This window comes from Planctomycetota bacterium (assembly GCA_035574235.1).
Lineage (GTDB): Bacteria > Planctomycetota > MHYJ01 > MHYJ01 > JACPRB01 > DATLZA01.
This window is the reverse complement of the sequence record DATLZA010000121.1, coordinates 16043-39021: the sequence shown is the minus strand read 5'-3', so window position 1 is coordinate 39021 and position 22979 is coordinate 16043. Positions and strand designations below refer to the sequence as shown.

Below are 22979 nucleotides of genomic sequence, written 5' to 3'. Positions count from 1 at the left end.
TCCCCGATCACCTTGTCCACGTCGATGAGCGGCTTGGCGGCTTCCTTCTTGAGCTCCTCCTGCTCCTCGGGGCTGAGCTCCACGGTCTTGGGGGCCGAGGGTTTGGGGGCCGGGGCGGCCTTGATCGCGTCGGCCAGCCGGAACTCCTCGACCACCTTGACCTTCTTGGCGGGCTTGGCGGCGGGAGGGGCCGGGGCGGCGGCGGGTTTCCCGGCGGCTTCGGTCTTCGCCGCGGCGGGCGCTTCCGCGGGTGCCGCCGGCGCGGCGGCCTCCGCCTTCTTGCGCGGCGGGCGCTTGGGCTTGGCCTCCCCCTCCGCCGCCTCCTTGCGGGGCGGCTTGGGCTCGGCGGCCTTGGCGGCGGCGCGTGCGGCCTCGTCGGCCACCACGCGGGCGTACACCTCCATGAGCGCCCCGGTGAGCTTCGAGCGGTGCGGCACCTGCGCCCGGACGGCGGCCGCCATCCGCGCGTCGAGATTCGCGCGGGCGTCCTCGATCCGGATCCCCTTGGCCCGCGCCAGCTCCACGAGCTCCGCGGCCTTGTAGCCCAGTTCCTTGGCGAGTTCGCTAACCCTCATTCTTCTTCTCTTGCCCTTCAGCCTCGGGGGGCGCGGCCGGCGGCGGCGCGGGGGCCTCCGGGGCGGTCGCCGTCCCGCCTTCCGCGGGCGCTTCCGCCGAAGCCGCCGTCTCCGCCCCCAGCTCGTAAATGTCGATCTCCCAGCCGGCCAGCTTCGAGGCCAGCCGTACGTTCCGACCGCCCTTCCCGATGGCCTGCGAAAGCTGGTCCTTGAGCACGTACACCGTGGCCCGCTTCTGCCCTTCCTCCAGAATCACTTCCGCGATCTCGGCCGGCTTGAGCGAATTCTTGATGAGCTCCAGAGGATTGTCGCTCCACCGGACGATATCCACGTTCTCCCCGTTGAGCTCGTCCACCACGTTGCGGATGCGGCTCCCCCGGACCCCCACGCAGGCCCCCAGGCAGTCCACCCGGTCGTTGATCGAATGCACCGTGATCTTCGTCCGGTATCCCGGCTCCCGGGCGATGCCCTTGATCACCACCGTTCCGTCGGCGATCTCCGGCACCTCCAGCTCGAAAAGCCGCCGCACGAAATCCTCGTGCGCCCGCGAGACGTACACCCGAACCCGCGTGCCCCGCTTTTCGACCTCCGAAACGTACGCCCTCAGACGGTCTCCGATCCGGTAATTCTCCCCCGGCACCTGGTCGCCCTTGAGCATCGTGGCCTCGGCCTTGTCCCCGATCTTGCAGATCAGGTGCGGCCCCTCGAACCGGCTGACCGTGCAGGTGACGATGTCCCCCTTTTTGTGGGCGAACTCCGAAAAGACGCTCTCGCTTTCCACTTCCCGGAGCTTCTGGACGAAAAGCTGCCGGGCCGCCTGGTAGGCGATCCGCCCCAAGGCCGTGGTCTCGATCGGATGCTCCCCGTCGAACGCGGTAATATCCCCCTTCTCGCGGTCGATCTTGACCACCGGCATCTCCTTGGTATTCAAGTGTTTCTTCGCGGCCAGGGAGAGCGCCTGCTCGATGGTCTCGAAGATCCGCTCCTTGTCGATCCCCTTCTCGCGGTGGATCGCGTCGACGATTCTGAGAACTTCCCCGTTCATGCCTGCCCTCGCCCGAGACAAAAAAAAGTGGGGTGCGCCCACTTTTTTCGTTCTACGTCGATATTGAGGTCTCGGCTCCTTTACATTCGACAGCATCTTATAGGCGCCGCCCCGCGCAGTCAAGACCCTTCCCGCCGCGCCTCGATCTTCCCTTGTGAGCCGGGACCGAATCTCCTATAATGCCCGCCCGCCCATGCGGCTTTTCATGTCGGCGCCTCAAGCCATGCCGGAAGCCAGGGATCACTGCGGGCTCTTCGGAGTCTTCGGAGCCCCCAACGCGGCGGAACTGACGTACCTGGGCCTCTTCGCCCAGCAGCACCGCGGACAGGAATCCGCCGGCATCGCCTCCGTCCAGGACAACCGCCTCGTCCATCATAAAGGGATGGGCCTGGTCTCCGATGTCTTCGACGCCGCCGCCCTCCAGAAACTCAAGAGCCACGCCGCCCTCGGCCACGTGCGGTACTCCACCACCGGCTCCTCCAGCCTCGCCAACGCCCAACCCCTCGTCGTCGAAACGTCCCGCTGCATGATCGCCGTGGGCCATAACGGCAATCTCGTCAACTCCGCCACCCTCCGGCGGGAAATCGAAGCCCAGGGCCACTTCTTCCCGATCTTCCACACCTCCACCGACACCGAGATCATCCTCTACCTCGTCGCCCGATCCCCGGACGTCGAAAAGGGCATCAAGCAGGCCATGACCCTCATCAAGGGAGCCTACTCGCTCCTCTTCCTGACGCCCCAGGAGCTCGTGGCCGTCCGCGACCCCCAGGGCTTCCGCCCCCTGGCGCTCGGCAAGCGCGGAAGCGCCTGGGCCGTGGCCTCCGAAACCTGCGCGTTCGACCTTCTCGGCTTCGAATATCAGCGCGACGTGGAACCCGGAGAGATCCTCTTCATCGACCGCAACGGGCCGCGCTCCGAGCGGTTCCTTCCCCGCAAGGAGTGCCGCCCCGCGCACTGCGTCTTCGAACACGTCTACTTCGCCCGGCCCGACAGCTACGTCCACCAGGACCTTGTCCAGGCCGTCCGCCACCGCCTCGGCCAGCAGCTCGCCCGCGAACACCCCGTCGAGGCCGATTTCGTCACCCCGATCCCGGATTCGGGCCTCTACGCCGCCCAGGGCTACGCCGAGGAGGCGCGCCTCCCCTACAAGATGGCCTACGTCCGCAACCACTACGTGGGCCGTACCTTCATCCAGCCCACCCAGGATCAGCGCTCCCACAACGTGGAGATCAAACTCGCCGTCGTGCGGGAACTCGTCGAGGGCAAGCGCGTCGTCGTCGTGGACGATTCCATCATCCGCGGCACCACCTCCCGCTCCCGCATCCGCCTCCTGCGCGACGCCGGCGCCCGAGAAGTCCACCTGCGCGTCTCCTGCCCGCCTACCCGGTTTCCCTGCTACTACGGGATCGACTTCCCGGACCCCAAGGAACTCATCGCCGCCCAGAAGTCCGTCGAGGAGATCCGCCGGCATATCGGCGTGGACACGCTGGGATACCTCAGCCTCGAGGGAATGCTCTCCGCCGTGCGCGGCCCCGCCGAGAACTACTGCACCGCCTGCTGGACCGGCCGGTACCCCGTAGCCCCCGTGGACGAGATGGACAAGTCCAAACACGAGAAACGATAGATGCCCACGACCTACCGGGACGCGGGAGTCGACCAGGCGCGCAAGGACGCCGTCATCGACCGGATCCTCCGCCTCATGCGGCGCACCTACGACCGCGGCGTCCTGGAGCTTCCCTGGGGCTTCGCCGGCCTCTACGCCCTGGGCCCCTCCCCCCGCGTGGACCGATCCATCCGCCGCCCCGTCCTGGTCGCCTGCACCGACGGCGTGGGCACCAAGCTCAAGCTCGCCCGCGCCCTCGACCGGCACGACACCGTGGGAATCGATCTTGTGGCCATGAGCGTCAACGACCTCATCGTCACCGGCGCCCGGCCCCTTTTCTTCCTGGACTACATCGCGATGGGCAAAGTCCAGGAACGCGTCCTTCTCGACCTGGCCCGCGGCGTCGTCGAAGGCTGCACCCGCGCCGACTGCGCCCTCCTGGGCGGCGAGACCGCCGAAATGCCCGGCCTTTACGCCGAAGGGGACTACGACCTGGCGGGCTTCTGCGTGGGCATCGCCGACCGGTCCCGCCTCCTCGACGGCGCCTCCGTCCGGGCGGGAGACGACGTCGTCGCCCTGCCTTCCAGCGGCATCCATTCCAACGGATACTCCCTCGTGCGCCGGCTCGTCGAGGGCCGCGATCTCTCCGAACCTTTCGGCGGATCCACTCTCGGAGAGGTCCTTCTGGAACCCACCCGCATCTACGTGCGCGCCGTCCGCGCGGTCCTGCGCCGCTTCCCGCCCCGGCGCGCCGTCAAGGCCATGGCCAACATCACCGGCGGCGGGATGGTCGAAAACATCCCCCGCGTGCTTCCCCGCGGACTCGGCGTCGAGATCCGCGAGGGAACCTGGCCCGTGCCCCCCGTCTTCCCGTTCCTCCAGAAGCTCGGCGACGTGCCGCGGGAGGAAATGTACCGCGTCTTCAACATGGGCGTCGGCATGATCCTCATCACCGCGCCCTCGGCCACCCCCGGCGTCCTCCGAACCCTCGCGCGCGCCGGGGAGAAAGCCTGCGTCGTCGGCCGGGTGGTCCCCGGAACCCCCGAAGTTCGAATCCTCGAGGCGTGAAATGGCCACGGAAAAGGCCCGCGCCGGACGTCTATTTATAGTGGAGGCGAGACCCATGCGCGTTTTCCCCGTTTTCCTCGCCCTGGCGGCCGCCGGCTGCGCGGATTTCGTCGCCCGCGAGGAGTTCGAGCAGTTCCACAAGGAAACCACCGAGTTCCAGCTCAAGGCGAGCCGGAACAACGACCTTCAGGTCGTCGCCATGGACGAGGCCCGCAAGCAGCTTTCCGCCCTCCACACCCGCACGGGCGAGATGGAGCTCCTCCTCAAGGCCCTGCAGGCGAGCGTCGCCCAGCTCGAGGAAGACGTCAAGCTCCTCAAAGCCCAGGCCCAGGCCGCCGCCGCGACCGCCCCCGCCCGCAACGGAACCCCCGCCGCGCCCGCCGAGACCGAGCGCGCTCAGCCCGCGGCGGCCAAGCTCGAGGACATCCTGCTCGAAATCGAAACCGCCCTCACGCAGCTTCGTTCCGGCAAGATCGGCGCCGAGGAGGCGGCCGCCCTCCTGAAGCCCCACGCGCGCCATGCCGCGCCCCGCCTCTTCCGCGAGCTTCGCGAAGCGATCACCAAGCCCGACTACGCCCGGCAGCTCGAAGCCGTCCTGGCCCGCTTCCCGGCCGAGGACCTCCGCGCCCCCATCCGCGAGGCGCTCGGCCAGTTCGGCGTCCGCGAGTCCGCCGCCCGCGTCGCCGGCGCCACCCGCGACCCCGAGATCGGCAAGATCCTCGAGGAGCACGCCGGAACCAACGACGAGGACTTCCGGCTCTGCCTCGGCGAGGCCCTCGTCCTCTGCCGCAAGGCCGCCGGCATCCCCCTCCTGGTCGAAAGCCTCCGCAGCCCTCAGGCCGCCACTCGAACGATCGCCATCGCCGCCCTCCGGCGCCTGAACCGCGGGGACGACCTGGGCTACCGCGCCCCGCTTTCCCCTGAACAGAACGCCGACGCCCTCAAGGCCTGGGAGGAATGGGCCCGGACGTACGGGAAAGTCCTCTTCGACTGACCCCGGTCGCGGCGGCATGGACTTCGAGTTCGACCTCTTCGGCGAAGGCAAGAAGGACCGTTCCCTCCAGGGCCGGATCAAGGAATGGGTCCGCGCCCACTTCGGCCTGCCCGAAGACGTCCCTGTCCTCGTCGCCGAAATCTACTGCGACCAGCCCGGCTGCGCCCCCATCGAAACCCACGTGGCGATCCTCGAGCCTTCCGGCCGCCGCCAGTTCCGCATGCCCCGCCCCATGAAGGAAGTCATCCGGGAAGACATCCGCCACATGATCCCCAACCCCGAAGGCCACGGCCCGCGCATCGATGTCGATACCCTCGGCCGCGGCGACCTGGCGATATGACGTCCCCTGTTCCCGTCACGGTCCTCACGGGCTTCCTGGGCGCGGGGAAAACGACCCTCCTCAACCACCTCCTGTCCCGCCGCCACGGCTGGAAAGTCGCCGTGATCGAAAACGAGTTCGGCGAGGTGGGCGTGGACCACGACCTCGTCCTGACCGCCGAAGAAGATCTCATCCTCCTCAACAACGGCTGCGTCTGCTGCAAGATCCGCGGCGATCTCGTGCGCACGCTGCACGCGATTCTGCGCCGGCCCGAGCGCTTCGACGCGATCCTCGTGGAAACGACCGGCCTGGCGGACCCCGGCCCCGTCCTGCAATCCTTCTTCGTGGACGAGGACCTCAAGGAGCGCCTGCGCCTGGACGCGGTGGTCACCGTCGTGGACGCCCGCCACACGGAACCGCACCTCGAAGAGTCCCCGGAGGCCCGCCGGCAGGTGGCCTTCGCCGACGTCCTGCTGCTCAACAAGACCGACCTCGTCGGAGCGGACGCGCTCCGGACGCTCGAGCGGCGCCTGCGCGCGATCAACCCCCTGGCGCGCCTCCACCGCACCGTCCGCGCGCAGATCGAGCCGGACAAGATCCTCGGACTCGGGGCGTTCGATCTCTCGCGCGCGCCCGCGCTTCCGCCGGAGGACGAAGCATCCCACGGACGGCATGACCCCGAGATCCGGGCCGTCTGCCTTCGCGAGCCGGGAGCCCTGGACGGCCGGGCCCTCAACGCCTGGCTCGGCGGGCTGCTGCGCTCCCGCGGGGCCGACCTCTTCCGCATGAAGGGGATCGTCCAGGTCGCCGGCGAGCCGCGCCGCGTCGTCTTTCAGGGGGTTCACATGATGTTCGAGGGCCGGCCCGACCGCCCCTGGAAGCCGGGAGAAGACCGGACCAACCGCCTGGTCTTCATCGGACGCCGGCTCGACGAAACCGAGCTGCGCGAAGGGCTGCGCGCCTGCGTGCACCGCCCTTCCGCGGGCTGATTTTCCGGGGCGCTCGGAGTTGACCCCCCGACGGCCGCCGATATAATCGCCTCGTGGCCGCCGAGCTCTCGTACACCGTCCTGGCGCGCCGGTACCGCCCCCTCGTCTTCGACGACGTGGTGGGCCAGGAACACGTCTCCCGGACGCTCCGGAACGCCATCGCCGAGCGCCGCGTGGGCCACGCCTACCTCTTCGGCGGACCGCGCGGCGTGGGCAAGACCACGATGGCCCGCATCTTCGCCAAGGCCCTCAACTGCGTGCGCGGCCCCACGGAGGATCCCTGCAACGCGTGCGAGATCTGCCGCGCCGTCCACGAGGGGACCGACGCGGACGTCCTCGAAATGGACGCGGCCTCCAACCGCCAGGTCGAAGACGCCCGCAGCCTCCGCGAAGGCATCCGCTACGCCCCGCTGCGGGCGCGCTTCAAGGTGTACATCATCGACGAAGCGCACATGCTCACGCGGGAGGCGTTCAACACGCTCCTGAAGACCCTCGAGGAGCCGCCCCCGCACGTGAAGTTCGTCTTCGCCACCACCGAGGTCCACAAGCTCCCCGACACGATCGTCTCGCGATGCCAGCGTTTCGATTTCCGCCGCATCACCGGCGCCGACATCGTGCGGCGCCTCCGGCAGGTGGTGGCTCAGGAGAAGATCGAAGCGCCCGACGGCGTCCTGGCCGCCGTGGCCCGCGCCGCGCGGGGATCCATGCGGGACGCGGAAAGCCTTCTCGACCAGGTCGTCTCCTTCAAGTCCCGCGGGCTGACGGAGGACGACGTGGCCGCCGTCCTCGGCGAGGCCGGCGGCGCGCGCCTGGCCGAGCTCGTGGAGGCCGTGCGCTCCGGCGACGCCGGGAAGGTCCTGACCGCCGTGGGGGCGATCTTCGCCTCGGGCGTGGATCCGGCCGCCTTCGCGGACCAGCTTCTGGAGCGCTTCCGGGCGCTCCTGGCGATCAAGGCGTGCGGCCCCCAGGCGGACCTCGTGGACCTTCCGGAAGCGGACCTGGCCGACTGCGCCCGCCAGGCGGAAGGCTTCACCCTCGAGGCGCTCCTCTACGGACTCCAGGGGCTCCTGGAAGCCCGCCGGCGGGTGAAGGAAGGAGCGCCTCCGCGGCTCGTCCTGGAAGTGGCCCTCGTGAAGCTGGCCCGAAGCGCGGACCTCGTGTCCCTGAGCGAGCTTCTGCAGGCGGCCCCCGCCGCGCGCTCCACTCCGCCGCCCGCCGATTCCCCGCCGGCCCGAGGGACGGTCCCGCCTTCGCGGAACGCCGTGGACGCTTCGGCCGCCTTGCCCGCCGAAGCCCCGGCGAAGGCGGACGAAGCTCCGCCCCCGCCGGGACCCGAGCCCACCCCGGCGGCCCCTGTGCCCGAAGGCCTTCAGGAGAGCTGGCCGCGCGTCCTGGCGGCGGTCCGGGAGCGAAACGTCTTCGTGGGAACGATTCTGGGCCAGGCCCGCGTGGCGCGGTTCTCGGGAGACGAAGTCGCCCTGGTCCTCCCGGCGCCCTTCACGGACTTCCACGTCAAGCGGCTGGAATCCGCGCCGAACCGCGCCGTCGTGGAAGCGGCCCTGGCGTCGGTCCTCGGCCGCAAGGTGACGTTCCGGGTCTCCGCGGAGGGCGGAGGAACGGCCCCCGCGGCCAAACCCGCGCCGCCGCCCGACCTCTCGGCCGACCCCGGCGTCCGGAAAATCCTGGAAACCTTCGGCGGATCGCGCGTCGTGGGCATCGAAACGAAGGAGTGAGCCATGCTGCCCGGCGGAATGAACCTGGGGAAGTTCGGCAAGCAGTTCGAGGACATGCAGAAGAAGCTCGCCCGCCTGGAGGAAGACCTCAAGGAGCGCGTCGTCGAGGCCGCCTCCGGCGGCGGCATGGTCAAGGTCAAGGTGAACGGCGCCGAGGAAGTCGTCGACATCAAGATCGAGCCGGAAGTCATTTCCCCCGACGACAAGGGCATGCTCGAGGATCTTGTCCTGGCGGCGGTCAACGAAGGAATCAAGAAAGCCAAGAAACTGCGGGAGGGCGAGCTGGCCCGGATCACGGGCCTGTCGCTTCCCGGACTGATGTGATCCCCGTCTTCGCGTCCGGGGACGCCGCGCGGCGGCCCCGGGCCTTCGGAAACCTGGAGTCATGGCGTACGCGGAACCGATCGTGCGGCTGATCCGGGAGCTGTCCAAGCTCCCCGGCATCGGCGACAAAACGGCCGAGCGGCTGACCTTCCACCTGCTGGCGCAGCCCGCCGGCGAGGTGCTCCTCCTGGCCAACGCCCTGCGGGACCTCAAGGAGCAGGTCAAATCCTGCGCGCGGTGTTATAATATTTCCGAGAAGGAGACGTGCGACATCTGCTCCGACGCGCGTCGCGACCACGCCCTGATCTGCGTGGTGGAGCAGACGCGGGACGTGTGGGCGATCGAGCGCTCCGGCTGCTACCGGGGGCTCTACCACGTGCTCCACGGGCGCCTGTCGCCGCTGGACGGGGTGGGGCCGGAGAACCTCACGATCCCCGCGCTCCTGGAGCGGGTGCGCCAGGGAGGTGTCCGCGAAGTGATCCTCGCGACCAACCCGACGCCCGAAGGGGACGCCACCGCCTTCTACATCCAGAAGGCCCTCGGCGGCAACGGCGTGCAGGTCACCCGGATCGCCCGCGGCATCCCCGCCGGAAGCACGCTCGAATTCTCCGATCGGACCGTCGTGGGCGACGCCCTGTCCGGCCGGAGGGAGCTCTAGACCCATGAAGATGGAAGTCCACCTGCAGCAGCGGCTGGAACAGAGGATGCACCTCTCCCAGCAGATGCTGCAGAATCTCGAGCTCCTCCAGCTACCCATCATGGACCTCCGGGACCTCATCCTGCAGGAGCTCGAGGAGAATCCCGCCCTCGAAGAAAAGCAGGACGTCGAGGAACCCGAGGCCGCCCCCGAACCGGCGCAGACCGCCGAGGAGGACGCCCAGGGCGAGATGCTCGAGGCCGTCGAAGAGCAGCTCCTCGAAAGCGAGCGCATGACCCGCCGGTCCGACTCCGCCGAGGACGCCGAACGGCGGATCGAGATGCTCCAGAACCTCTGCCAGGAATCGACCTCGCTGCGGGAACACCTCCTCCATCAGCTCGCGCTTCTGGAGCTGGGCCCCGAGGAACGCGCCTTCTGCGAACACGTCATCCAGAACATCGACGACAACGGCTACCTCGCCGCCGCCGCCCCGGACATGATCGCCTCGCTGCCCGAGGAGCTCAAAAAGGAGCCTCCGGAAATCCTGGCCCGGAAGCTGGAACACGCCGTTTCGATCGTCCAGCAGATGGAACCCCGGGGCGTCGGGGCCCGCAGCGTCAAGGAATGCCTGCTCCTGCAGCTCGACGTGGCCGATCCGAGATACCCCCTGCTCCGCAAGCTCATCGAGAACCACTTCGAGGACGTGGGCGCCAACCGCCTGCCGCGCATCGTCAAGGCCTTCTCCTCCGACCCCGAGGTCCTGGCGGAGCTCGGCTATCCCCCGGAGCCCGACCCCCACCTCGTGCTGGAGGACGTGAAATCCCTCGTGTCCGAGATCGCGCGCCTGAACCCCAAACCCGGCGCGGGCTTCTCCTCGGACAAGGTTCCCAAGGTCTTCCCCGAGGTCGTCATCAAGCAGGTGGACGGCAAGTACGAGATCATGCTCGAGGACGGATGGCTCCCGCCCATCTCGCTCAACAAGAGCTATGAGGAGATGCTGCGGGACCGGAAGCTTTCTCCCGAGGAACGCGAGCGCCTCTCCCGCATGGCGTCCGAGGACCGGTTCTCTCCCCAGGAACGTACGCTCCTGGCGGATCTGGCCCGCGCCCGCCGCCTGACCCCGGCCGACCGGGCCCGGGCCGCGGAATTCGCCCGCCACGGGAAACTTTCCGAAGACGAGCGGCGGCTCTTCGAGGAGCTGTCCCGCGAACCGGCCATCTCCAAGGAAGAACGCGAGTTCCTCAAGCGCAAGATGGACGCCGGCCGCAAGCTTATCAGCGCCATCGAGCAGCGCCGCGGAACCATCTACCGCATCACGAGCGAAATCCTCAAGCACCAGAAGGAGTTCTTCGAGAAAGGCATCGAGTTCCTCAAACCCCTCAAGATGCAGGAGGTGGCCGACGCGCTCGGGATCCATCTGTCCACCGTCTCGCGCGCCATCTCCGAAAAGTGGGTCCAAACCCCCCGCGGAATCTTCCCGCTGAAGTTCTTCTTCGCCTCCGCCGCGCCCCGGTCCGAACCCGCCCGCCCCGCGCCGCCCGGCGCCGAGCCGCCCGCGGACGAACAGACCCGGCTGGCGCTCATGGAGAAAATCCGCGAGATCGTGGACGCCGAAGACAAGAAGAATCCCCTCTCCGACCTCGAGATCGTCCGCAAGCTCAAGGAACAGCACGGCGTCACGGCCGCCCGGCGCACGATCGCCAAGTACCGCGAAGAAATGGGCATCCCCTCGTCCCGCCTGCGCAAGAAGTACTAGCCGGGCCCCGCACGGCGGGTGCTATAATCCCCCTCCCATGAACGTCGAAGAACAGGCCCGCCGGTTCCGCGAAAACGTCGAAGCCCTCCGCCGCGAAATCGCCAAGGCCATCGTCGGTCACGAGGAGGTCGTCCGCCAGACGATCGTGGCCATCCTCGCCGAAGGCCACGCCCTCCTGGAAGGCGTCCCGGGCATCGGCAAGACCCTCCTCGTGCGCACCGTCGCCCAGTGCCTGCGCCTGCGCTTCTCGCGCATCCAGTTCACCCCCGACCTCATGCCCGCCGACATCCTCGGGACCAACATCGTGGTCGAGGACGCCCAGGGCCGAAAACACTTCGAATTCCAGAAGGGGCCCGTCTTCGGAAACATCGTCCTGGCCGACGAAATCAACCGCGCCACGCCCAAGACGCAGTCCGCCCTCCTCGAAGCCATGCAGGAGAAGGCCGTCACCGTCGCGGGCGTCCGTTACCCCCTCGAGGAGCCGTTCTTCGTCCTGGCGACCCAGAACCCCATCGAAATGGAAGGAACCTACCCGCTGCCCGAAGCCCAGGTGGATCGCTTCCTCTTCAAGATCGAAGTGCCCGCCTCGCGGCTCGAAGAGCTCCTCGAGGTCATCGACCGCACCACCGGCCGCGAGACGCCCCAGCCCCAGCCGGTCCTCGCCGGCCCGGACATCCTCGAGATGCGCGCCTTCGCCCGGGAGGTCCCCATCGCGTCCCACGTCAAGGAGTTCGCCGCGCGCCTGGTTCTGGCCACGCACCCGTCGGAGGGAAGCCCCGTGGCCCGCAAGTATCTGCGGTACGGCGCCAGCCCCCGCGGCGCCCAGGCTCTCGTGCGCGCGGGCAAGATCCTCGCCCTCATGAAGGGACGCTACAACGTCTCCTTCGGCGACATCCGCGAGGCCGCCTTCCCCGCCCTGCGCCACCGCCTGATCCTCAACTTCGAGGCGGAGGCCGAGGGAATCCGGCCCGACGCGATCCTGGAGAAAATCCTGGCGGAACTTCCGGAAGTCGCCGCCGCGCGGTAAACCGCGCGGGCCGGCGGAATTCGAGGAGGGCTCCATGGAGTGCGAACGCTGCCGCCGCGAACGCGCCCGCCTCCACGTCACCCTCGTCGAGGCCGGCGCCACGCTCGAAATCCGGCTCTGCGAAATCTGCGCCCCGCTCCCCGAAACCGTCGCGCTCCTGGCCGCCACCGCGCCGCCGCCCCCGATCGCCGAAGACGACGCCCGCTGAGGCGCGCCTACCCCTTCGGCACCAGCCGCCAGGCCACCGCCGTGTGCGTGAACGTCAGATGCTCCCCCCTCCGCCGCGGCGCCAGCCCGGCCTTGTTCCCCTCGATCGTCTCCTCGAGCATCCGGCGCACCTTCGCCCGCCGGCCCGCGTCCGCGTCCACGAAATCCATCCACGCGTCGAAGTCCCGCTTGAGCAGCGTCACCACCCGCCCCCGGGACTCCAGGCCGCACTTCCGGAAGAAGCCCTCGAACTCGCGCTCCGAATACATTTTCACGTGCGAGGGGTCCCGCGCCTTCTCGATCTCGTTGTGAAGGAGCGCCTTGCGCTCGTCCGCGGCGGCCACATAGTCGTAAAGCACGATCCGGCCGTCGGGCGTCAGCACCCGCTTCATTTCAAACAGCGCCCGCTCGGGGTCGGCGAAGTGGTGGAACGTGAACCGGCAGGTCGCGATCTCGAACGACCCCGCCCCGAACCGCAGGTCCTCGGCGGCCCCGAGCTCGACCTCGACGTTCCGCACGCCCCGCTGGGCCGCTTCCCGCCGCGCCAGCTCCACCATCTCGGGCGTCAGGTCTACTCCCGTCACCGACCGCACCCGCGGCGCGAACGCCAGCGCCACGAAACCCCAGCCGCACGCCACGTCCAGTACCCGGTCCGACGGCGCCGGCGCCGCCAGGTCCACCATCGGCGCCACGTTCTCGGCGCGCCGCAGCGGCGCCGTCCGGGGATGCGCCCGCGCCTGAATCGCGAACTGGCTCCGGATGAGATCATGGTGCGCCTTCAAATCCATGCCCGCCTCCGGAAAACCCACAGAAGCGCCCCCGCGATCGCCCCCATCACGCCCAGGAGAAGGTAAAAGTCCGCCTTCGTCCCCGTCTTCAGAAGATCCACGTTCATCCCGTAGATCCCCGCCACCAGCGACGTGGACATCAGGATGATCGAAAAGACCGTCAGCGTCCGCACCACCTCGTTGATGCGGTTGGAAACCACCGAGAGATAAACCTCCATCGCGCTCGTCAGAACGTCCCGGAACGCCTCGAGCATCTCCGCCACCCGGACCGTCCGGTCGTGCACGTCCCGAAGGTAGACCGCTTCTTCGCGGCTGACCTGCGGGAACTCCATCCGCGCCAGGCGCCCGAGCACCTCCCGCTGCGGACCCACGATCCTCCGGAAGTGCAGAACGTCCTTCTTGAACGAGAGCACCTCGCGCAGCGCCGCGCGGCCCGGGCTCCGGAAGAGCCGGTCTTCCAGTCCGTCCATCGCATCGTCCAGCCGCTCGATGGCTTCCACATAGTCTTCCGTGATCCGATCCACGAGCTCCGCCAGAGCGCGGTCGGGGCCCCGGCGAAGCAGCCCCTCTACCTCCTGCGCCCGCCGCTGGACTTCCGCGAGCGCCGCGGACGGCCCGTCGTGGCAGGTCACCAGGAACGAGCGCCCCAGGAAGACGTCGATCTCGTCGGTCTTCAGAGGACGGACCGACCGCACCGCGTGCAGGACGAGATAGAGATAGTCTCCATAATCCTGAAGACGGGGATGATTGGCGTGCGCCCAGCAGCTTTCGAGCGCGACCGGGTGAAACCCGAACGCCGTCTCCATCACGCGGCGCTCCTCCTCGGTGGGCGACTCGAAGTCCGCCCAGAGGCAGACGTCCCTCTCCCGGAGAAGCTCGGGGATCCGCCCGGCCGAGGTGAACGCCTCCGGAGGCCGCCCCGGGCGCGCGAACAGCCCCTTGAGCATCCCGGGAGTATACGCCCGGCCGCCCCCCGGGCGAAAGAAATCCGACCCCGCCTACCGGTCCTTGCGCCGCTCGAGAAGCCGCCGGATCGCGTCCTCCAGCTTCTCCTGCGCCGCCCCCTCGAGCGCCCGGCGGAGAAGCTCCTGAATCGCCCGATCCAGATCCAGCCGCGGCCGCGCCACCGTCCCCTCGAGCGCCACGAAGAACGTCCTGCCCGCCAACTTCTCCAGACGGGGATACCGCCGCAGGAACCGTTCCGTCAGCGGCATCTCCACCAGAAGCGCCATCTTCCCGTCGAACCCCACCCACCCCGTGAACCGCAACTGGTATCGCGCCAGCCGCAGCGTCATCCCGTCGTAAGCGCACCGGCCCGTCCCCACCCGAACGTCCGTCGCCAGAAGCTCTCCCCGGACCGTCCCCTCCTCTCCCAGCGCCCCCAGGAGCTCGACCACCGCGGGCGATCCCGTCACCGCCAGATCCCGCGCCGCGAAAACCGCCTTCCCGTTCAGCGCCTCGAGCGCCGCCTGGACGCCCCGCTCCGCCGACGCCGCCCACTCGAGCGCCGCTTCCCCTTCCAGGGCGCCCTCCACCGTCCCGTTCACGGTGTGGAAAATCGGGCTGATCTTCTCGAGAAAAGGCCCCATCTCCGCGTTCGCCCGCACGCCCTGCGCCCGCACCGCCACCGAACTCCGCGGCCCCGCCTCCTGCCCCCGCAGGTCCCATGTCCCCGTGACCTGCGCCGTTCCCCCGTTCACCGAAAGCGGCGCCGCCACCGAGAGCCTCCCGTCCCGCAGCTCCGCCTGGGCCCGGCCCGACACCGTCATGCCCGTCACCGTGAGCGGGGCCAGGTCCGCCCGCGCCTCGCCGCGCGCCCGCCTCAGGAAAGCCCAAAGACCGCCCTCCCCCGCCGGAGCCTGGAGGCTCGCTTCAAACTCGCGCTCCTCGGCCCCTTCGAGCCGCCCGGCCCACCAGGGCCGCAGCGCCGCCCCGAGCGCCTCCGGCACATACCGCCCCCGCGCCCAGAGATCCCACCCGCCCGAACCCGCCCGACCCGCCGCCTCCAGACGAAGCGCGCGCGAAACGAGCCCCAGCTTCCGGATCTCCATCCCGCCCGCGCCGAACGTCACGTCATGCTCCAGATCCACCCGCGGCTCGCGCGCCAGAACCTTCCGGCCGTCGCCGATCTCCAGATCCCGCACCCCGAGCGTCCCCGTCGCTTTGCCCCCGGAGTACGATATCCGACCCGCCATGCCGCCCCGCACCGATGCCCCCGGCCGGGACCCGGCGAATGTCCCGGACTCGATCTCCGCCCGCAGTCCCTCCGGCGGGAACTCGATCCGCCCTTCGAGCGCCAGCGTCGCGTCCGTCGGAACCCCTTCCCGCCCCATAACGAGCGCCTGAGCCGCCCCCTCCGCTCGAACCTTGCCCTCTTCGAACCGAACGGTCGCCTCCGCCCGGCCGCCCAGTGCCGGCGGCTCGGCGGCCACGAAGGCCAGAATCGCCCCCGCCTTTTCGAGGTCCGCCGTTCCTTTCACGAAGAGTCGCTGAAGCCTCGGACGGTCCGCACGCAAAACCTCCCCCGATGCCTCCAGACGACTCCATTCGGTCGCAACCTCGAGCGACGGAACCCGCAGCCGGCCCGACAAGCCGTCCCAACTGCACGTCAGCTTCCCGACGAGCGAGCGCTCCACCTCCCGCCGGCGCCCCTCCGCGTCCACCGCCCGGACGTTCTCGGCATTCAGGGTCAATTCGCCGCTCCACTCCCCCGCGTCCCGAAGCGTCGCCCGGCCCCGGAGCGCCGCTTTTCCCTCCAGCCGCACCCCGGGCCGGAATCCGACCGCCCCGCCGGCGATCCGGCCGGCCTCGGTCAGGTCCGCTTCCGCCCGCACGTCCACCCGCCGCGCCGCCTCGCCTTCGGCGGGCGCCGCGAGATCCACCCGCGCGGATATCCCCTCACCGACCCGCAGCGAAACGGATCCGGACGGCCGCCCGTTGTCTTCCACCGTTCCGGCCGCCTCGATCCGGACGGAACCCAGGCGCGCCGGCCGGCCGCTCAGGTCCGCCGCGATCGACTCCCCTTGAAGATCGGCGCTCCAGCGCGCCTTGGCCGGTCCCTCGCCTGCCGCCTCCAGGCTTCCCCGCACGCGCACGATCCCTTCCAGGGCGGGCCCGGCCCACCTTCCTTCGAACGCCTTCGACGCCGCCGAAAGGTCCGATTCGAAATCCGCCTTCACCGCCGCGGGGGAGAACGCGCCCAACTCGACCGAACCCGAGCCCACCAGGATCTTGCCCGCCGCCATCGTCACCGCCTGCCGGCCGCTCCCCTTTTCGTCGAGGCTTCCCTCGTGGAGAAGGACCAGACGGTCCAGCCGCACCCTTCCGCCGCTCCGCTCGAGCGCCAGATCCTTCACCTCCAGCTGTCCCCGGCCTTCGAAGCGCGGAATCCCCCGAGACCGGTACTCGAAGGAGCCCCGGGCGATGCCCCCCAGAGACGTTCCGGGCGCCCAGACTCCGAGGATCCCTCCCAACCCCGAAAGCGTCACGTCCTCGACAAGGGCCGACAGCCGTCCCGAAGCGGACTCGGCGTCATACTCCCCCCGCGCGGAGAGGCGGCCCCCGGCGGGATCCGCAAACGCAAGCGCGAATCCCACCGGCTGCTCCAGCGACTCGATCCAGGCCTCCAGCGAGACCCCGGAGAAGACCGTCTCGCGCCCGCCGCCGCGGACCCGGATCTCGCCGTCGCGGACCCGAATCGTGGCGCGGACGGACGGAGGCGGCTCACCCGCGCGGCGGCGCCGCCGGCGGCGGACCTCCTCCGGAGGCTCCGGGAATTCGTAATTGAACCTCCCGTTCTCGCCGCGCTCGATCCGCACCACGGGCCGGATCACGTCCGCCTCCGCGCGATACTCTCCGCGCAACGCCGACCGCAGGGAGACGGAAGCCTCGATCGCCGCGATCTCCAGGAGCGGTCCCGAGAAGCCCGCGCCGCGGGGGCGAATCGCCAGGTCGGTCAGCCGGACCCTCCCCGACCAGGAAAGCGAAACGTCGCCCACCGACACGTCCGCCTGCAGTTCGCGCTCCAGGGTTGATCGGATTTGGGAGGCCGCGATCGCGCCGGCGATCGGCGGCCCGAGAAAAAAAACGATCGCCCCAAGAACCGCCACGGTCGCCGTCGGCAGGACGAAGACTTTGCGCCGCCACCACGGCAAGGACGGCGGTCCGGACGGCGCCTCCGGGGGAGCCGGGTTCGGGCTCTGGGAGCCGGGCGCTTCCATCGCTTTCCTTTAGAGTAAGTCCGGGGCCCCGCCCGAGTAAAGACGTTCCGGATCCCGGGACGAACTCTGCGCCCCGCGGTGTTGTCTCAGAAGAGGATGCCGATTTTGACGATATTCGAAAAGAGGGTCCCAGGCACCCCCGAAGTTCCGCTCCCGGGTTTTGCCCTGTTCGGGAATAAGTCGGCGCCGGAGGAATCCAATTGAGCGACGGAACGACTGTGGACGACCCGGGTTTAATCCGTAGGTCGAAGCGAGGGGATCGGGAGGCCTTCGGGCAGCTCGTCTCCCGCTACCAGTCGCAGGTGTACCGTCTGGTTCGCGGCATCCTGGGGGACGCCGCGGAGAGCGAGGACGTGACGCAGGAGGTGTTCCTCAAGGCGTATGGGAACCTGGGCCGGTTCCGCGGCGATTCGAGCTTCTACACGTGGCTCTACCGCATCGCCGTCAACGAGGCGCTGCGGGCGCGGCGACGGCGCCGCGCGCCCGTGCCGGCCGAGTCCCTCCCCGAGATCGAGGCGCCCCGCCCGGAGGAGCCCTCGGAGGGGGGACCGACGCTGGCCGCGCTGGAGCGCCTGCTTGGCCGCCTGTCCGACGAATTCCGGACGATCGTGGTCCTTCGGGACCTCGAGGGGCTCTCCTATCAGGAGATCGCCGAGACCCTCGAGATCCCGATCGGGACGGTCGAATCCAGGCTCTTCCGCGCGCGCCGGGAGCTGCGCGAGTTGTGGAGGAAGATGAAGGAGGCCCGCAATGCACTGTGAAGAGGCCGCCCACCGGCTCTACGAAGGCCGCCGGGACGCGGAGCTCGCGCTTCACCTTTCGGCCTGCGACGAGTGCCGCCTTCTGGCCGAAGATCTGGAAGGCCTGGCGGGCGCGTTCGCGCGGGCGCGGGCGGCGTGGACGCCGCGGCCGTCGTTCCGCGTGCGGCTGCCCCTGGCGCCGTGGAAGCGCCTGGCCGTCGCGGCCTGCCTTCTCGTGCTCCCCCTGGCCGCCTGGGCCCTGGCGTCCCTGGAGCCCCCGCGGCCGCGGTATGACCTCGGAACCCTCCTGGCGCCCCCGGAGCCGTCCCTTCCGCCCTCGGACCGCCATCTCCTGGCGACCCTCTTCCTCCAGGAGGCCCGTCGATGAAGCTCTGGATCTTCGTCTTCTCGGCGGCCCTCTTCGCGGGAGGCACCTGCCTGGGCGTGGCGCTGCGCCCGAAGCTCGCGCGCGGCGGGGCCGCTCCCTCCGGGGAGCCTGAAGGCTGGCACCGTTACAGCGAGCAGTTCTCCGTCCAGCGATTCGCCGAGGAGCTCGATCTGACGGAGGAGCAGGACCGGCAGCTCGATCTCATCCTCGGGGAGACGCGCCGGGACATCGAAGCCTACGGGCGCGCCATGCGGGACGCCCACCAGCGCTCCCGCGACCGGGTGCTGGCGATTCTCACGCCGGAGCAGAAGGAGAAGCTGGAGCGCCTCATGGCCGAGGAACGCGAGCGCCGTTCCCGGGCCGACGCCGAGCGCCGGGTCGCCGCCCTCCGCCAGCTTCTGGAGCTTTCCGAGGAGCAGGCCCGCGCCGTCGAGGCCGCCTTCGCCGCCGGCCGGGCCCGCAAGCGGGAGTTCTTCGAAGTCCGCAAGACCGGCGGAGACCCCGGTCAAGTGCGCGTCTTCTTCCGATCCCTGCGGGAGGAGCAGAACCGCGACATCGAAAAGGTGCTGACCCCCGAACAGTACCGGAAGTACCTGGAGATTCAGAGATATCACGATTAGGAGAGGGATTATGACGACGTGGGCGGCGGTCGGAGCGGCGTGGATTCTTTCTCTGGTCCAGGCCGGAGGATCCCAGGAGGATCCGACGGAGCGCCTGGCGCAGCGGCTGCGGGAAACCCTGCAGCTCTCGGAGGAGCAGGCGGCCAAGGTGCGGGAGATCCTCAAGAAGCAGAACGAGGAGCTGCGTGCGGCTCTCACCGAGGAGCAGCGCCAGCGCTTCGATCAGATGAGCCGTCTCCTCTCCGGCTTCGGCTCCCGGGGTGGAGGCGGATCCCCGCCCTGGGCGGGCGGCTTCCGCGGAAGCTGGCTGCCGCCCACGGAAGAGCTCAAGACCCAGCTCGACCTCAACGACGATCAGGTCTCCCGCATCAACGCGATCCGCGACAGCGTGCGCGAGGAGATCCGGAACTTCTGGCGCAACCGCCAGGGCGGCGGCAACCCCGCCGAGGAATGGACCGCCTGGATGCAGAAGACCCGCGACGAAACCCTCGCCAAAGTCCGCGAGACCCTCAGGGACGCCCAGAAGACCAAGTTCGACGAGATCATGAAGAACTTCCAGACCGTGGTCCGCGTCGAGACCGGCGACCGGGAGCGCGGCCGCGGCGGGTCGTCCGAGGAGCGCGTCAACCGCGCCATGGAGGCGCTCCGGATCGAGGACGCCCAGGAAGCCGCCGCGATCCGCGGCCTCGTCAAGAAGGTCGTGGATCTCATGGAGCGCCTGGAAGACGCGCAGCGCGACGCGCGCCGGAAGGTCGAGGAGACGCTGCGCGCCGCCGACCTTTCGGACGAAGCCCTGGGGGACCGCCTGGAGGAACTTCGCAAGGGCATCCGGGAACTCGAAAGCCAGCTGGCGGCCGCCCGCAAGGAGCTTTCGGAGGTCGTCACGAACCGGCAGGAGCTGGAGCTGGTCCGGCGGGGCATCCTGAGGTAAGGGCCGCGGGCGCACCTACCGCTGGAGGGTCTTGCCGCAGCATTCGGGGGCGGGCGAGCCCGCGTCCACCGTCCGGGTCTTCCCGCAGGCGGGGCACTCGTAAGTGACGCGGGCGGGAGCCAGACTCGGCCGATCGGCTCCTCCGCAGGAAGCCAGAGCCAAGGCCGCGGCCGCCAGAAGCGCCCGGCCCAGCCGGCCAACGGCGTTCATGCGGCGTCCCGCACCGCCGCCGCGGCCGTCGCGGCCGCCAGCAGGTAGTACGCCCCCACGGGAAGGAGCACCCACCGCGGCAGGTGGAGCGTTTCGGGGTTGAAGATCCCGGCCGCCGCGAAAAGAACGCCGAAGACGGCGAAGACCGCCGCGCTGGTCGCCCAGCGGCGCACCGTCATCTCCTGCATCATGAACTCCAGCGCGAAGACGAGCACCGCCAGGCCCAGAAGCAGCGTGGCCGGCACGCGGAACCACCAGACCGTGGGCCAGCGGCGGTCGATCTCCACGAAAAGCTCCTGCCAGCCGAGGAAGAGCACCAGCCCCACCCAGCCCCCCGCCGCCAGCGCGGCCGGAACCGGTCCGCCTTCCCTCATGGCCGAAGCAGCGCCTCCAGCTCCCCGGGCTCCGTCACGGGCGCGCGGCAGGTCCGGTTCTCGCAGACATAGGCCGCCGCCTTGCCCCCCACGGGCCCCCGGCCTTCCAGCAGGGGAAGCGGCGGCGCCCCGGCCGCCGCCCGCGCCACGACCTTCCGCGGAGCGAACGGCCGCCGCGCCGCCCGAAGGAGCGCGTCCTCTCCGGGCCCCTCGCTGACCACCACCTCCCGCACCGGCCCCACCAGAAAGTCCGCCGCCATGAGCATCGTCGCATGCCCCGCCGGGTAGCGCTCCAGCGCGGAAGCGTAGGACGCAAGCGTCTTTTCCGCCCGCCCGCGGAGGGCGTCCTCTCCCGTCAGATGATGAAGCCGCAGAAAGACGAGCGCGAGCGTCGCATTCGCCGTCGGCATCGGCCCCTCGTAGTCCTCGCGCATCCGGGCGATGAGATCCTCCCGCCCCGCCGCGGTCACGTAGAACCCGCCGGCCTGGGCGTCCCCGAAAAGCTCCGCCGCGCGATCCGCCCAGCGTCGAGCCTCCGCAAGCCAGGCGGCGTCGAACGTCGTCTCGTAAAGATCCAGGAGCGCCGCGGCCAGAAAGGCGTGGTCGTCGAGGTACCCCTCGATCTTGGCCTCCCCCAGGCGCGACGTCCGAAGAAGGACCCCTTCCCGGACATGGCGCGCGAGGAGAAACCGCGCGGCCCGCGCGGCGGCCTCGCGGTACCGGGGCTCCTCCAGGACCTGCGCCGCGCGCGCGAAGGCCGAAATCATGAGCCCGTTCCAGGAGGTCAGGACCTTGTCGTCCCGGCCGGGGCGCACCCGCCGCGACCGGGCTTCGAACATCCTGCGGCGCAGGTCGTCGAAGCTTCCGTCCTCGACGAGCCGGAGCACGCTTTGATGGCGGGGGATCGACTCCTCGAAGGGTTCCCAGTTGCCCTCCGGCGTCACGTCGAAGGCGCGGCAGAACCGCTCGGCATCCTTTTCGCCCAGGACCTGCCGCACCTGCGCGGGATTCCACACGTAGAACTTGCCTTCGATCCCCTCGCTGTCGGCGTCCTCGGCGGAGTAGAACGCGCCCTCCGGGGACGTCATGTCGCGGAGCACGTATTCGAGCGTCTCGCGGAGAATCCGCTCGTAGAGCGGCCGCCCCGTCGCCTGCCAGGCCTCGAGGTACGCGACCGCGAGCGTCGCCTGATCGTAGAGCATCTTCTCGAAGTGGGGCACGATCCATCGCGCGTCGGTCGAATACCGGTGGAAGCCTCCCCCGAGCTGATCGTAGAGGCCGCCGCGGGCCATTTCGGTGAGGGTCTTCTCGGCCATTTCGAGCGCTTCGGCCGATTTTGTCCGGAGGTGGTAGCGCAGAAGAAACTGGATCGTCGTCCCGTGCGGAAACTTGGGCGCGTGGGAGAAGCCGCCGTAGGCGGGCTCGAAGTTCTGCTGGATCTGGAGGAAGGCGCGGTGAAGGGCGCGTTCGGGATCCAGCCCCCCCGGACGGGCGGCGCCCGTCTCCCGCCGCAGGATCTCCGCCAGCTGGCGCGCCTCGCGGCGGATGTCGCCTTTGCGGTCCTTCCAGAGGTCGGCGATCCGGCGCAGGACGGTCATGAAGCCCGGCCGCCCGAAGCGGTCCTCCTTGGGAAAGTAGGTGCCGCCCATGAAGGGTTCGCGGTCCGGCGTCAGCCAGACCGAAAGCGGCCAGCCCCCGTGCTGGCCCATGGCCTGGACGGCGGTCATGTAGATCTGGTCCACGTCCGGCCGCTCCTCCCGGTCCACCTTGATGGACACGAAGTGCTCGTTGAGGAGCCGGGCGACCTCCTCGTCCTCGAACGACTCCCGTTCCATGACGTGGCACCAGTGGCAGGTGGAGTAGCCGATCGAGAGAAAGATGGGCTTGTCTTCGGCGCGGGCCTTCTCGAACGCCTCGGAACCCCACGGATACCAGTCCACGGGGTTGTGGGCGTGCTGAAGGAGGTACGGGCTTTTCTCGTGGATGAGCCGGTTGGTGTGTTTCATGGAACGCTTTCCATCCGGCGCGCTCCCCGTGCGGGCCGCCGGCGGAAGCGGCGCTCCGCAGGCCGCCAGAAAGGCCAGCGCCGCCGCGGCGGGGGACGCGCGCATGGCGTCATGGTAGCACAGCGCCTTCCGGAGCGAGTAGACAAAACCGAAGCTTCACGGGGAGAACGCACCGGCGCCGACCGTGGACGCTCGCGCCCTTTTTCCCCTTGACACGACCGCGCGACGATCCTATAAGGCAACCCATGCTTTACCGCTCGGCGTCTCCGCGGTGTATCGCGACGGGCCTCTGTACGTCGGGGGTCCGTCCGCGGGGGCGTCGTGGCCTGCTTTCCCCGTAGTTTGCGTTCTCCGGCAGTCCCGAACAGCGTCCCTCCTTCGGCGGGCCCCCTTTCTCCGCCTGCGGTCCATGAACACGATGAACC

Annotated in this window: 23 protein-coding genes; 15 read left to right on the top strand and 8 right to left on the bottom strand. The window is 69.5% G+C overall.

What is annotated here, in order from left to right; translation table 11 throughout:
• Positions 1-575: translation initiation factor IF-2 N-terminal domain-containing protein (locus tag VNO22_11205; GenBank protein ID HXG61936.1), on the bottom strand; the 575-nt coding region annotated here is incomplete at its 3' end.
• Positions 565-1620, bottom strand: coding sequence for a transcription termination factor NusA (gene nusA, locus VNO22_11200; GenBank protein HXG61935.1), 1056 nt, complete (start codon positions 1618-1620; stop codon positions 565-567). The genes nusA and VNO22_11205, both read right to left, overlap by 11 nt.
• Before the next feature lie 193 nt (positions 1621-1813).
• Between nusA and purF the strand changes: the two genes are divergently transcribed.
• From purF to VNO22_11145, 11 genes are all read left to right on the top strand, one after another.
• A complete protein-coding gene (purF, locus tag VNO22_11195; GenBank protein HXG61934.1) occupies positions 1814-3244 on the top strand; it encodes an amidophosphoribosyltransferase in 1431 nt (476 codons plus the stop codon).
• Positions 3245-4291, top strand: a complete 1047-nt coding sequence (gene purM, locus VNO22_11190; protein HXG61933.1) for a phosphoribosylformylglycinamidine cyclo-ligase — start codon at positions 3245-3247, stop codon at positions 4289-4291.
• Positions 4292-4346: 55 nt separating this feature from the next.
• Complete coding sequence (locus VNO22_11185; protein ID HXG61932.1) at positions 4347-5285, top strand: hypothetical protein; 939 nt, start codon at positions 4347-4349, stop codon at positions 5283-5285.
• Between the two features lie 16 nt (positions 5286-5301).
• Positions 5302-5625, top strand: a complete 324-nt coding sequence (locus VNO22_11180; protein ID HXG61931.1) for a hypothetical protein — start codon at positions 5302-5304, stop codon at positions 5623-5625.
• Positions 5622-6593, top strand: a complete 972-nt coding sequence (locus VNO22_11175; protein ID HXG61930.1) for a GTP-binding protein — start codon at positions 5622-5624, stop codon at positions 6591-6593. The genes VNO22_11180 and VNO22_11175 overlap by 4 nt, the downstream gene beginning before the upstream one ends.
• A gap of 53 nt (positions 6594-6646) precedes the next feature.
• On the top strand, positions 6647-8326 hold the full coding sequence (dnaX, locus tag VNO22_11170; GenBank protein HXG61929.1) for a DNA polymerase III subunit gamma/tau: 1680 nt from the start codon (positions 6647-6649) through the stop codon (positions 8324-8326).
• 3 nt (positions 8327-8329) lie between these two features.
• Positions 8330-8650, top strand: a complete 321-nt coding sequence (locus tag VNO22_11165; protein ID HXG61928.1) for a YbaB/EbfC family nucleoid-associated protein — start codon at positions 8330-8332, stop codon at positions 8648-8650.
• Positions 8651-8711: 61 nt separating this feature from the next.
• A complete protein-coding gene (gene recR, locus VNO22_11160) occupies positions 8712-9308 on the top strand; it encodes a recombination mediator RecR (GenBank protein HXG61927.1) in 597 nt (198 codons plus the stop codon).
• Between the two features lie 4 nt (positions 9309-9312).
• A complete protein-coding gene (locus VNO22_11155; protein HXG61926.1) occupies positions 9313-11043 on the top strand; it encodes a hypothetical protein in 1731 nt (576 codons plus the stop codon).
• A gap of 37 nt (positions 11044-11080) precedes the next feature.
• Positions 11081-12070 (top strand): MoxR family ATPase, encoded by a 990-nt coding sequence (locus VNO22_11150; protein HXG61925.1) that lies wholly within the window; start codon positions 11081-11083, stop codon positions 12068-12070.
• A 34-nt stretch (positions 12071-12104) separates the two neighbouring features.
• A complete protein-coding gene (locus VNO22_11145) occupies positions 12105-12278 on the top strand; it encodes a hypothetical protein (GenBank protein ID HXG61924.1) in 174 nt (57 codons plus the stop codon).
• 7 nt (positions 12279-12285) lie between these two features.
• Here the strand turns inward: VNO22_11145 and VNO22_11140 are convergent, their stop codons facing one another.
• Genes VNO22_11140 through VNO22_11130 form a run of 3 tightly spaced genes read right to left on the bottom strand, consistent with a single transcriptional unit; the run spans position 12286 to position 17285 of the window.
• Positions 12286-13065, bottom strand: coding sequence for a class I SAM-dependent methyltransferase (locus VNO22_11140; GenBank protein HXG61923.1), 780 nt, complete (start codon positions 13063-13065; stop codon positions 12286-12288).
• Positions 13056-14012, bottom strand: a complete 957-nt coding sequence (gene corA / locus VNO22_11135; GenBank protein HXG61922.1) for a magnesium/cobalt transporter CorA — start codon at positions 14010-14012, stop codon at positions 13056-13058. Before corA ends, VNO22_11140 begins: the two co-directional genes overlap by 10 nt.
• 51 nt (positions 14013-14063) lie before the next feature.
• The gene (locus VNO22_11130; protein ID HXG61921.1) at positions 14064-17285 is read right to left on the bottom strand and encodes a hypothetical protein; all 3222 of its coding nucleotides are present in this window, start codon (positions 17283-17285) and stop codon (positions 14064-14066) included.
• 200 nt (positions 17286-17485) lie between these two features.
• Between VNO22_11130 and VNO22_11125 the strand changes: the two genes are divergently transcribed.
• The 4 genes from VNO22_11125 to VNO22_11110 are packed head-to-tail and all read left to right on the top strand — an operon-like array spanning position 17486 to position 19964.
• Entirely contained in the window at positions 17486-18046 is a 561-nt protein-coding gene (locus VNO22_11125; GenBank protein ID HXG61920.1) for a sigma-70 family RNA polymerase sigma factor, read from the top strand.
• Positions 18036-18413: a hypothetical protein gene (locus tag VNO22_11120; GenBank protein HXG61919.1), complete on the top strand. Its 378-nt coding sequence runs from the start codon at positions 18036-18038 to the stop codon at positions 18411-18413. The genes VNO22_11125 and VNO22_11120 overlap by 11 nt, the downstream gene beginning before the upstream one ends.
• The gene (locus tag VNO22_11115; GenBank protein ID HXG61918.1) at positions 18410-19033 is read left to right on the top strand and encodes a hypothetical protein; all 624 of its coding nucleotides are present in this window, start codon (positions 18410-18412) and stop codon (positions 19031-19033) included. Before VNO22_11120 ends, VNO22_11115 begins: the two co-directional genes overlap by 4 nt.
• Positions 19034-19043: 10 nt before the next feature.
• Positions 19044-19964 carry a hypothetical protein gene (locus VNO22_11110; protein ID HXG61917.1) on the top strand — a complete coding sequence of 307 codons (921 nt, stop codon included), beginning with the start codon at positions 19044-19046 and terminating at the stop codon, positions 19962-19964.
• A gap of 15 nt (positions 19965-19979) precedes the next feature.
• On the opposite strand, the gene VNO22_11105 is transcribed toward VNO22_11110, so the two are convergent.
• From VNO22_11105 to VNO22_11095, 3 genes are read right to left on the bottom strand one after another with little or no spacing between them, the layout of a single operon-like run.
• The gene (locus VNO22_11105; GenBank protein HXG61916.1) at positions 19980-20174 is read right to left on the bottom strand and encodes a hypothetical protein; all 195 of its coding nucleotides are present in this window, start codon (positions 20172-20174) and stop codon (positions 19980-19982) included.
• Positions 20171-20548, bottom strand: a complete 378-nt coding sequence (locus VNO22_11100; protein ID HXG61915.1) for a hypothetical protein — start codon at positions 20546-20548, stop codon at positions 20171-20173. Before VNO22_11100 ends, VNO22_11105 begins: the two co-directional genes overlap by 4 nt.
• On the bottom strand, positions 20545-22659 hold the full coding sequence (locus VNO22_11095) for a thioredoxin domain-containing protein (protein ID HXG61914.1): 2115 nt from the start codon (positions 22657-22659) through the stop codon (positions 20545-20547). The genes VNO22_11100 and VNO22_11095 overlap by 4 nt, the downstream gene beginning before the upstream one ends.
• Between the last annotated feature and the right edge of the window lie 320 nt (positions 22660-22979).

Bases quoted from the DNA above. Each gene is read 5' to 3' on its own strand.
- nusA (HXG61935.1), bottom strand. From the start codon at position 1,620: ATGAACGGGGAAGTTCTCAGAATCGTCGACGCGATCCACCGCGAGAAG.
- recR (HXG61927.1), top strand. From the start codon at position 8,712: ATGGCGTACGCGGAACCGATCGTGCGGCTGATCCGGGAGCTGTCCAAG.
- VNO22_11120 (HXG61919.1), top strand. From the start codon at position 18,036: ATGCACTGTGAAGAGGCCGCCCACCGGCTCTACGAAGGCCGCCGGGAC.
- VNO22_11185 (HXG61932.1), top strand. From the start codon at position 4,347: ATGCGCGTTTTCCCCGTTTTCCTCGCCCTGGCGGCCGCCGGCTGCGCG.
- VNO22_11100 (HXG61915.1), bottom strand. From the start codon at position 20,548: ATGAGGGAAGGCGGACCGGTTCCGGCCGCGCTGGCGGCGGGGGGCTGG.
- VNO22_11155 (HXG61926.1), top strand. From the start codon at position 9,313: ATGAAGATGGAAGTCCACCTGCAGCAGCGGCTGGAACAGAGGATGCAC.
- VNO22_11095 (HXG61914.1), bottom strand. From the start codon at position 22,659: ATGCGCGCGTCCCCCGCCGCGGCGGCGCTGGCCTTTCTGGCGGCCTGC.
- purF (HXG61934.1), top strand. From the start codon at position 1,814: ATGCGGCTTTTCATGTCGGCGCCTCAAGCCATGCCGGAAGCCAGGGAT.
- VNO22_11165 (HXG61928.1), top strand. From the start codon at position 8,330: ATGCTGCCCGGCGGAATGAACCTGGGGAAGTTCGGCAAGCAGTTCGAG.
- corA (HXG61922.1), bottom strand. From the start codon at position 14,012: ATGCTCAAGGGGCTGTTCGCGCGCCCGGGGCGGCCTCCGGAGGCGTTC.
- VNO22_11110 (HXG61917.1), top strand. From the start codon at position 19,044: ATGACGACGTGGGCGGCGGTCGGAGCGGCGTGGATTCTTTCTCTGGTC.
- purM (HXG61933.1), top strand. From the start codon at position 3,245: ATGCCCACGACCTACCGGGACGCGGGAGTCGACCAGGCGCGCAAGGAC.
- VNO22_11175 (HXG61930.1), top strand. From the start codon at position 5,622: ATGACGTCCCCTGTTCCCGTCACGGTCCTCACGGGCTTCCTGGGCGCG.
- VNO22_11150 (HXG61925.1), top strand. From the start codon at position 11,081: ATGAACGTCGAAGAACAGGCCCGCCGGTTCCGCGAAAACGTCGAAGCC.
- VNO22_11145 (HXG61924.1), top strand. From the start codon at position 12,105: ATGGAGTGCGAACGCTGCCGCCGCGAACGCGCCCGCCTCCACGTCACC.
- VNO22_11140 (HXG61923.1), bottom strand. From the start codon at position 13,065: ATGGATTTGAAGGCGCACCATGATCTCATCCGGAGCCAGTTCGCGATT.
- VNO22_11130 (HXG61921.1), bottom strand. From the start codon at position 17,285: ATGGAAGCGCCCGGCTCCCAGAGCCCGAACCCGGCTCCCCCGGAGGCG.
- VNO22_11115 (HXG61918.1), top strand. From the start codon at position 18,410: ATGAAGCTCTGGATCTTCGTCTTCTCGGCGGCCCTCTTCGCGGGAGGC.
- VNO22_11180 (HXG61931.1), top strand. From the start codon at position 5,302: ATGGACTTCGAGTTCGACCTCTTCGGCGAAGGCAAGAAGGACCGTTCC.
- VNO22_11105 (HXG61916.1), bottom strand. From the start codon at position 20,174: ATGAACGCCGTTGGCCGGCTGGGCCGGGCGCTTCTGGCGGCCGCGGCC.